Raw genomic sequence first — 8,535 nt, 5'->3', positions numbered from 1 at the left:
TGACGATTACGATAATCGAATCGTAACCCCGCTAAGCTGCCAAGCAATTAAGCAAAGTCGGCAAAGAAAATACAGAAACAAAAAGCGAGAGCCTCGGCTCTCGCTTTTTTATTGCACTTGGCTCTTAGTAGTAAGAGTGCTCGCCGCGGGCGTGCTCAGTAACATCACGCACACCGGTTAGCTCACCGCTGAACTGGGCCAGCAGCTCTTTCTCGATCCCTTCTTTCAGGGTGACATCGACCATTGAACAACCGTTACAGCCACCGCCGAACTGAAGGATAGCCACACCCTCTTCGGTGATTTCCGCCAGCGAAACATGGCCGCCGTGGCCTGCCAGCTGCGGGTTAACCTGAGTCTGGATAACGTAGTCGACACGCTCCATCAGCGAGGCATCGTCAGACACCTTGCGAACTTTGGCATTCGGCGCTTTCAGCGTCAGCTGCGAGCCCATTTTGTCGGTGACAAAGTCAATCTCCGCATCTTCAAGAAACGGTAGGCTTAGCTCGTCAATGAAGGCAGAGAACAGATCAAGTTTAATCTCAGTATCGCTTGCTTCTACCGCTTCCGGTGGGCAGTAGGACACGCCGCACTCTGCGTTTTGAGTACCAGGGTTAACCACGAATACTCGGATGTTAGTGCCTTCCGGCTGCTGGGCAAGAAGTTTGCCAAAATGCTGTTGAGCACTTTCAGAAATAGTAATCATAGACACGACGTAATACCTGACTTATTTAGTAAGACTAATTCTATTCTACTCTTAGACGCCCTTTGTATCACCCCCTAATCGTTGTGACTATGCTTTAATCACATTTCTGGCTACTTTCTGCGATTATTTCCGCGGCGGGGTATAGCAGATGCAGTAGATATCGACCTGCCGGACCCCGTTGCGCAGGAGTAGGCGTGTAAGCTCTGCCACGGTACTGCCTGTGGTGACGACATCATCAACGATGGCGACATGCTCAGGAAGCTGCTTTGCTTTAAGTATAAAGGCTTGATTGAGGTTTTTCTTGCGCTCGCTTTTGCTCAGCTGGCGCTGGGTTCGGGTATAGCGGATTCGCCTTATGGCATTGTGCAGGCACTGGCTGCCGGTTTCATGGGCCACTGCCCGGGCGAGCAAAGTGCTTTGGTTGAAGCTGCGAGAAAACCGGCGTAGCGGGTGCAGCGGCACTGGGATAACCGCCGGGGCTGGATAGCGGATTTGTTGGCCAAGCAGGCGGCCGAGTGGTTCGGCCAGCCAGAACTTGCCGCCGAACTTGAGCTGGTGTACCAGCTGGCGCAGGGGAAAGTCATACTCGCCGAGCCGGTAGAACTGCTGCCAGGGTGGCGGCTTCGACAGACAATGGCCGCACTGGTTCGATGGCTGCAGCATGGTAGCGCCACAGCGGGCGCAGTAGGGAGGCAGTGGAAAGCGGCCGAGGCAGTGTCGGCACCAGTGCTGCTCATGCTGAGATAGCGGTAAATGGCACAGCTGGCAGTGCTGGTTGGGCCATTGAAAGATTGATCTTAGCGAGAAAGGGGATAACATCCTAACCATCCTGTCGGGCTGATTATTGCCTGTTCGTGCGACTCATAGAGGGAAGTGTAAATGACTGCCAAGCTTCACTGGCAAACTGAAGGCCAAGGTTCGGATCTGGTTCTCATTCATGGCTGGGGCATGAACGGCGCCGTTTGGCAACAGCTCCTGCCATTGCTGACACCGCATTTTCGGGTGCACTCGGTCGATTTACCCGGCTATGGTCACAGTCGTGATCTTCATGTCGATAATATTGAAGAAATGGCATACCAATTGCTTGAAAATTCACCAGAGTCTGCAATTTGGCTAGGCTGGTCCCTTGGCGGACTGGTCGCGACCCAGGCTGCCATTCAGGCGCCTGAGCGGGTGAATGCACTGGTGACGGTTGCCAGCTCCCCGCGTTTTGCAGCCGAAAACACATGGCGAGGAATTAAGCCTCAAGTTCTGAATGATTTTCAGCGCCAGCTGAGTGATGACTTCCAGCAGACCGTCGAGCGTTTTATGGCGCTGCAGGCAATGGGAAGCCCGACGGCACGGCAGGATATCAAGCTGCTGAAGCAGGCGGTGCTATCGCGTCCCCAGCCTAACCCTAAGGCGTTGGCGTCCGGGTTGCAGCTGTTGGCTGACGTCGATTTGCGTGAGCAGCTGGATCAGGTTTCTCAGCCCTGGCTACGTTTGTACGGGCGGCTTGACGGCCTGGTGCCGGTGAAGGTTGCTGCCGAACTGGATGCGCTGGCGCCCCGCTCCGAGCGGCAAGTGTTTGCCGCGGCATCGCACGCTCCGTTCATTTCGCACCCCGAGGAGTTTGTGAAGGCACTGCGTACTTTCACCGGGTAGGCTTTACGGAATTACTGGTCATGTGTGGCACATCGATAACATTTTATTAAACTTTTCGAAAATGTTGCCGATATTTTTATAATGGAGTTGCTCTGTAAAGGAGAGAAGCCATAATGACAGTAGGAAGTGTTGCGAATACAACTGTTTATTCGCCTGCGACGCTAAAAGCGTCGGCTGCAGCTTCAGCCAAGACTAGTGAAGGGAGTCCGACGGCTGAGCAAACCCGTTCCGTGAAAACCGGCGAAAGCTCCGTATCGATCTCCGAAGAGGCGAAACGTATGCAGGCCGCAGACACGGGCAAACAGATAACTGAAGCTGATGATGGTACGCAAACAACGCAGCTCGCTGAGTCGTTTGCCTATGGTGCATTGGGTATGGATCACCCCGATGAAGTGAAGCACAATACCGATGATTTCTATACTGCAGGGCAAGTGCTGTCAGCCCTGGGTACGGTAGCGACGGTGTTGCTTGCAATCGCCTGATTGACCCCGTCAGCTGATGCCCGGAGAAGAGCGTCAGCATGATTGTTTCCCCAGTACAGGTAGGAGCGCCAACCGTTGCTCCCTCAGTGAACCCGCCTACCGAACAGGTCGCGCGGGATAATCGCGTTCGTGAAAAAATCGTTCCGCCGACTCAAACCGCCGAATCCGCACGGGAAAAACCACTCAGCAGTGATGAAAAGCAGCTCAAAAAGCCTTCCTGGGATCCTAGCGAACACCCCGACTATCAGGAACTTTCGGTCGCCGAGAAGCAGTACGGCTATCAGGAGGATTTCGAGCAGTTGGTCAAGGCTTTGTCAGCCGATAGCTATATGGCCGATGTTAGCGAGCTGGGTTACTCCATGCACATTCAGCTGCCGAGAGACTTGCTTGAGGAGCTGGAGAAAATCAGCCAGGTCGAGCGTACCAAGGGGGTTGTCGCCCATCGCTATGCGCAGGCCACCGTACCTAACCCGCCGACGGAATATTTGGTGGTGTTGTAAATAAACCCGAAAACAAAAAAGAGCCAGCATGCAGATGCTGGCTCTTTTGCTTTCACTCGAGGCTCGTTGTTAGCCCTTCGTTACTGTTTATTTCTTTTTCGCGTTGGCAAAGGCTGCGGCAAAGGCACCGCCCATCGCGCTGTTATTGCCTTGGCCTTGTTGATGACCGCGGCTGCTATTGCCTCGCGGTTGGCGCTGTTCACGAGGCTGCTGGCGCTGCCCCTGCGGCTTGCGGGCAGGTTTCTCCTGTCCCGGCTCGTCACTGAGGCGCATCGACATGCCGATTCGCTTACGTTGCATGTCAACCTCCATGACCTTCACTTTGACGATATCACCGGCTTTGACCACCTCGCGTGGATCTGACACAAATTTCTCAGACAGTGCCGAGATGTGGACCAGTCCGTCCTGGTGGACACCGACATCGACGAAGGCCCCGAAGTTGGTGACATTGGTGATCACGCCTTCGAGTATCATTCCCGGGATCAGATCTTTGACTTCGTTGACACCTTCGGCAAATGTGGCGGTCTTGAATTCAGGACGCGGGTCGCGGCCTGGCTTGTCCAGCTCGCTGATGATATCGGTGACTGTCGGCAGGCCGAATTTCTCATCGGTGTACTCGGCAGGCTTAAGGCTACGAAGGAAGTCGCTGTTACCGATAATGGCATCAACCGGCTTGTCATTGCTGGCAGCAATGGTTTTGACCACCGCGTAGGATTCAGGGTGTACCGCCGAGCTGTCGAGCGGGTTCTTGCCGTCCATGATACGCAAGAAGCCGGCACACTGCTCGAAGGCCTTCGGCCCGAGGCGCGCCACTTTCTTCAGGGTGGTACGGGCATCAAAACGGCCGTTCTCGTCGCGGTAGCTGACAATATTCTGGGCAATGGTGGTGTTCAGGCCTGCAACCCGTGTCAGCAGCGCCGGTGAGGCGGTGTTGACATCGACACCGACGGCGTTTACACAGTCTTCCACGACCGCATCCAGACGCTTGGCCAGCATGCTTTGGCTGACATCGTGTTGGTACTGGCCGACACCGATGGATTTCGGGTCAATCTTCACTAGCTCTGCAAGCGGGTCCTGCAGGCGGCGGCCGATAGACACGGCACCACGCAGGGAGACATCCAGGTTAGGGAACTCGTTGGCTGCCAGCTCCGAGGCCGAGTAGACCGAGGCGCCGGCTTCGCTCACCATCACACTCTGGATTTTAAGATTGTTGTCTTTGAGCAGGCTGGCAACAAAACTGTCTGTTTCACGTGAAGCAGTGCCGTTGCCGATCGCGATAAGATCGACGTTATGTTTGGCAATCAGCGCCAGTACGGTGGCTTCCGACTGGGCAACCTGACGCTGCGGCTGATGCGGGTAAATAGTGGCTGTATCGAGCAGCTTGCCGGTCTGATCGACCACGGCTACCTTACAGCCAGTCCGCAGGCCCGGATCCAGTGCCAGGGTGATACGCGGACCAGCCGGCGCTGCCATCAACAGGTCTTTGAGGTTGTCGGCAAATACCTGCATCGCACCGTCTTCGGCTTTCTCGCGCAGCGCGCTCATCAGCTCGGTTTCCATGTGCATCAGAATTTTGATCCGCCATGCCCAGCTGATCACCTGTTTGCGCCAGGTATCGGCAGGCTGGCTGCCTAGGGTCACGCCGTAGTGATCGGCAATCATGATTTCGCAGTAAGAGCCGCGGACACCTTCTTCCTGCTGGGGATCGGCGTTCAATGATAGCTGCAGAAAACCTTCGTTCCGGCCACGGAACAGGGCTAGGGCACGGTGCGACGGAATGTTTTTCAGCGGCTCGTTGTATTCGAAGTAGTCCTTGAACTTGGCGCCTTCTTGCTCTTTGCCATCAACTAGACGGGAGGTGAGCTCGGCATTGCTTTGCAGGTGGCGGCGGACTTTGTCCAGCAGCGCGGCGTCTTCGGCAAAGCGTTCCATCAAAATGGCACGGGCACCATCAAGGGCAGCCTTGGTGTCGGCAACGCCCTTGTCGGCATCCACATAGCCTGCTGCTGTGGCTTCCGGCTCCTGGCTCGGTTGCTGCCACAGGGTGTCGGCAAGCGGAGCCAGACCGGCTTCAATGGCAATCTGTCCTTTGGTACGGCGCTTTGGCTTATAAGGCAGGTACAGATCTTCAAGGCGGGTCTTGCTGTCGGCCCCGGTGATTTCTGCTTCTAGCTCTGGGGTCAGCTTGCCCTGCTCGGTAATGGACTTGAGGATAACCTGGCGGCGATCGTCCAGCTCGCGCAGGTAACCGAGGCGGGATTCCAGGTTACGAAGTTGGGTATCGTCCAGTCCTCCGGTGACTTCCTTACGGTAGCGGGCAATAAAGGGCACCGTGTTACCGTCATCTAACAGAGTGACTGCTGCCGTGATTTGCTCGTTGCGAACATTCAGCTCGCTGGCAATCATCTGATTAATAGCGTTGCTCATCCGTTGTATCTCTTGGTTGTCGTTAACCCGCCCATTCTACGGAGGAATGGAGGAGTAGCAAGGCGTGATCTGTTAAGAGTGTGTCAGTGCCCGTTAAGCGTAGGCGGTTGGGAGCAAGAATGCGATATGGCTTCAGAGCGAGGGGAATCGCGCTTTACTCACGAGTCAGCGGTAAGGACAGGCACCAACTCGTGAAAAGCGGGGGAAAGGGTTACAGAGACGGTTCCGATTCACCGGCACCGCGGCGGGAGGTATCGCTGGATTCGACCAGGATTGCGCCGGCAGCCTGTTTGATCCGCTGCCAGTGTGTTTCATCGACGGTGATGCCTTCCTGCCAGGCTTGCGCCTGGGTTTCAGCCAGGGTCTGCGACGAGATATGGTGATCGAACTCGGCGGTGGAAGGCAACGGGATAGGCTGGGTGCTGATTTCAATCTTTAGGCTATGCAGGCACAACGGCTGCTTTGTTGGCCGGGCAGAGACAAAGAGCTCGGGGTTAACGCAGCCTTTGTTAAGCACATACACGACATGCTTGGGATCATGGCCGTTGTACCAGGTCGCTTTGACCGATAACCCCTTGGCAGCCAGTTTGACCAGTTCGCCAAAGGCCAGCCAGCGGTTATGACAGTGCTGGATATCGAGGGTAATGCTGTTTCGGCCAATCAGCTTTTCAAGGGTGAAATCAAGCACTGTCGGCAGGTGGCAGAGAATGCTGCAGCCATGCAGGTTGGCTGTGAGCTGGGCTTCAGAGGTGGCTTCGACATCCACCGGACAGTCGCGCTCCTGCTGCAGAAAGTCCAGCGCCTTGACGAAGTGTTCGACGCCGTTGAGGCCGACCATTTCCAGGTCGGCAACCATATTGGCTATCATGTCGGCTTCACCACAGCTGCGTCGCAGGCCGGTAAAGGCTTTGCCTGTCAGTACTACCAGTTCGTTGTGTGAGACTTGCATCATGCGTTGTCCTCCGGCTGAGAGCTTGTGTTGGCAGTGGTGTTGGTAGCTGTGTCGTTGACAGGCAGCAGTGGGAATAGCCATTCGCCGTCATGTATTTCATCGCTCAGGGGCGCGCCCTGGAAAAAGGTTACCCGTACCCAGCGATCAGAACGCGGATCAAACTTGGTGGCTCCAAACATAGCCAGCTTACAGCGCAAGAGATGCATAGGCAGTGCCGTCAGGCTGAGCACGTTCATCTGAATGTCGCCCATCGGGCAATGGCCCAGGGTCCAGGCTCTACGGGCGATGGAGCGAAATTGTGGCTGCTTGAGCAGAAACTCCGCCAGCGAGCATTGGCCGGATTCTGCTGACAATGCCTGGTTTAAGCGGTAAACCTGACGGGCAATATCGAGCCCGAGCTCGCGATCTTCTCCCGGCTCCTGGCCCCGCACTCCCATTCGCGGCTCTTCTTTGTCCTCCGAGCGGTACCAGAACCAGTAGCTGTTTTCCGGCTGGGTGAAATCGATGTCCAGCGCCCAGCGGTACCGGGTGGCGAGTAGTTGCTGCAGATCGCCGACGGTAATACCCGGGCTCAGTGCTAGGTTCTCATCGGCATTCATGGTGTTTTCGAAGTTGTCGACATCCTCAGGGTAGAGCTCCAGCAGGCAGGCTAGGGCAATTTCCTGTGCCTCGTAGCTATAGCGTTGATTCTGCTCTAGCCAGTGTAGCCAGGATTGGTGCTGGTTTGCTGCGACGGGCAGCGAACCGATCACCGCCTCGATGTCACTGACAGCCTGGTGGTTCAATGCCCGCTGGTGGTCATCAATCGTGACGACCTGCTGCAGGTGCAGACAGGCACGCTGGAGCAGCGGAATTATTGTCTCGCAACCCGCCGGAGTGATTGCCTTATTGCTGATAGCAGCAACGGCTTTTTCCCGCTCGGACAACCACTGATCGACGATGCGGGGGTGGTTGATGAGGTAAGGCGCCATGCCCAATCCGGTTGCATTGCCCACTCCCAGGTACCGCTGGAGGGGGCGTGCCAGCTCGACAGCCTCGTCGCCACCTTGCTGCCGGGCAAGGAAGTGGATCCAGTCGAGGCTGAACTGGCGCAGCATGTACACGGCACACATCTGGGCGCTGAAGGACAGGTTGAAGTCGTCATTGTTTTTTAAAATCTCGAAGTCGGCAATACCGAATTTGCCGTTACCGTAGACGGCAGTGGTACGCAGAATATAGCCGACATTGGCGAGTACCTGACTGTCAGGCTGACGGCCCCGGGACAGGGATTCGACCAGGTGGTCAAACACCCGGACGCTCTTGTTGGCTCGGGCCAGTACCAGTACTTTGCTGGAATTGCGACCGGCTTCCTGGAGCGGCACATTGCTTTGCAGCTGGGTCAATAGCGCATCGTCTACATCACCTTGTACCAGGGCGAAAGTGATATCCCACTTTTCCGCGATAACCCGGTCGTTACGCTCTTCATCGGCGATGGCATCGGAAAAGACTACCAGATGGTAGTGGTTCTCGGGTGTTTGCAGGCGATAGATCGCCGTACCGAATCCGAGCTCGGACAAAGCCCAGCGATATTGGCTAACTTGCCAGTGCTGATTGGCCATCCGGCGGATCAGGCTCCTGACGAAGCTGATCCGGGTCTGATGCATGGCGCCTAGTCGCTCCGGGGCCATGACGGTATCCGGGTGACGAAGTTGTGGTTGGGTTCCAGTACAACGATGTGCATCCATTTTGCTCACCATATCCAAGTTGTCTGAGCCGGTAACGGCTCATTATTTATTATGGAAGGCAGCTCGACAGGCTGCCTGACCTTAGCTGTAAAGCGTAGTGTAG

General features: G+C 55.9%; 8 protein-coding genes. 3 read left to right on the top strand and 5 right to left on the bottom strand.

Going from position 1 to position 8,535, the window contains the following annotated elements; all coding sequences use genetic code 11:
* Nucleotides 1–124: 124 nt before the first annotated feature.
* On the bottom strand, nucleotides 125–703 hold the full coding sequence (gene nfuA, locus MHN01_RS02635; RefSeq protein WP_239409912.1) for a Fe-S biogenesis protein NfuA: 579 nt from the start codon (nucleotides 701–703) through the stop codon (nucleotides 125–127).
* Nucleotides 704–826: 123 nt separating this feature from the next.
* On the bottom strand, nucleotides 827–1,522 hold the full coding sequence (locus MHN01_RS02630; RefSeq protein WP_239409909.1) for a ComF family protein: 696 nt from the start codon (nucleotides 1,520–1,522) through the stop codon (nucleotides 827–829).
* A gap of 60 nt (nucleotides 1,523–1,582) precedes the next feature.
* On the opposite strand from MHN01_RS02630, the gene bioH reads away from it, so the two are divergent.
* The 3 genes from bioH to MHN01_RS02615 all read left to right on the top strand — a co-directional run bounded on the left by bioH (nucleotide 1,583) and on the right by MHN01_RS02615 (nucleotide 3,329).
* Nucleotides 1,583–2,347, top strand: coding sequence for a pimeloyl-ACP methyl ester esterase BioH (gene bioH / locus MHN01_RS02625; RefSeq protein WP_239409908.1), 765 nt, complete (start codon nucleotides 1,583–1,585; stop codon nucleotides 2,345–2,347).
* A gap of 113 nt (nucleotides 2,348–2,460) precedes the next feature.
* Complete coding sequence (locus MHN01_RS02620) at nucleotides 2,461–2,829, top strand: hypothetical protein (RefSeq protein WP_239409907.1); 369 nt, start codon at nucleotides 2,461–2,463, stop codon at nucleotides 2,827–2,829.
* Between the two features lie 38 nt (nucleotides 2,830–2,867).
* Nucleotides 2,868–3,329 carry an ATP-dependent Lon protease gene (locus MHN01_RS02615; RefSeq protein ID WP_239409906.1) on the top strand — a complete coding sequence of 154 codons (462 nt, stop codon included), beginning with the start codon at nucleotides 2,868–2,870 and terminating at the stop codon, nucleotides 3,327–3,329.
* Nucleotides 3,330–3,416: 87 nt separating this feature from the next.
* Here the strand turns inward: MHN01_RS02615 and MHN01_RS02610 are convergent, their stop codons facing one another.
* The 3 genes from MHN01_RS02610 to MHN01_RS02600 all read right to left on the bottom strand — a co-directional run bounded on the left by MHN01_RS02610 (nucleotide 3,417) and on the right by MHN01_RS02600 (nucleotide 8,432).
* On the bottom strand, nucleotides 3,417–5,756 hold the full coding sequence (locus MHN01_RS02610; protein WP_239409905.1) for a Tex family protein: 2,340 nt from the start codon (nucleotides 5,754–5,756) through the stop codon (nucleotides 3,417–3,419).
* A gap of 211 nt (nucleotides 5,757–5,967) precedes the next feature.
* A complete protein-coding gene (locus MHN01_RS02605) occupies nucleotides 5,968–6,705 on the bottom strand; it encodes a DUF3726 domain-containing protein (RefSeq protein WP_239409911.1) in 738 nt (245 codons plus the stop codon).
* Nucleotides 6,705–8,432 (bottom strand): hypothetical protein, encoded by a 1,728-nt coding sequence (locus MHN01_RS02600; protein ID WP_239409904.1) that lies wholly within the window; start codon nucleotides 8,430–8,432, stop codon nucleotides 6,705–6,707. Before MHN01_RS02600 ends, MHN01_RS02605 begins: the two co-directional genes overlap by 1 nt.
* Nucleotides 8,433–8,535: the final 103 nt, after the last annotated feature.

The organism is Photobacterium sp. OFAV2-7 (genome assembly GCF_022347985.1).
Taxonomy (GTDB): Bacteria; Pseudomonadota; Gammaproteobacteria; order Enterobacterales; family Vibrionaceae; genus Photobacterium.
The sequence above is the reverse complement of the archived record's forward strand: the minus strand, read 5'-3'. Positions and strand labels throughout refer to the sequence as shown.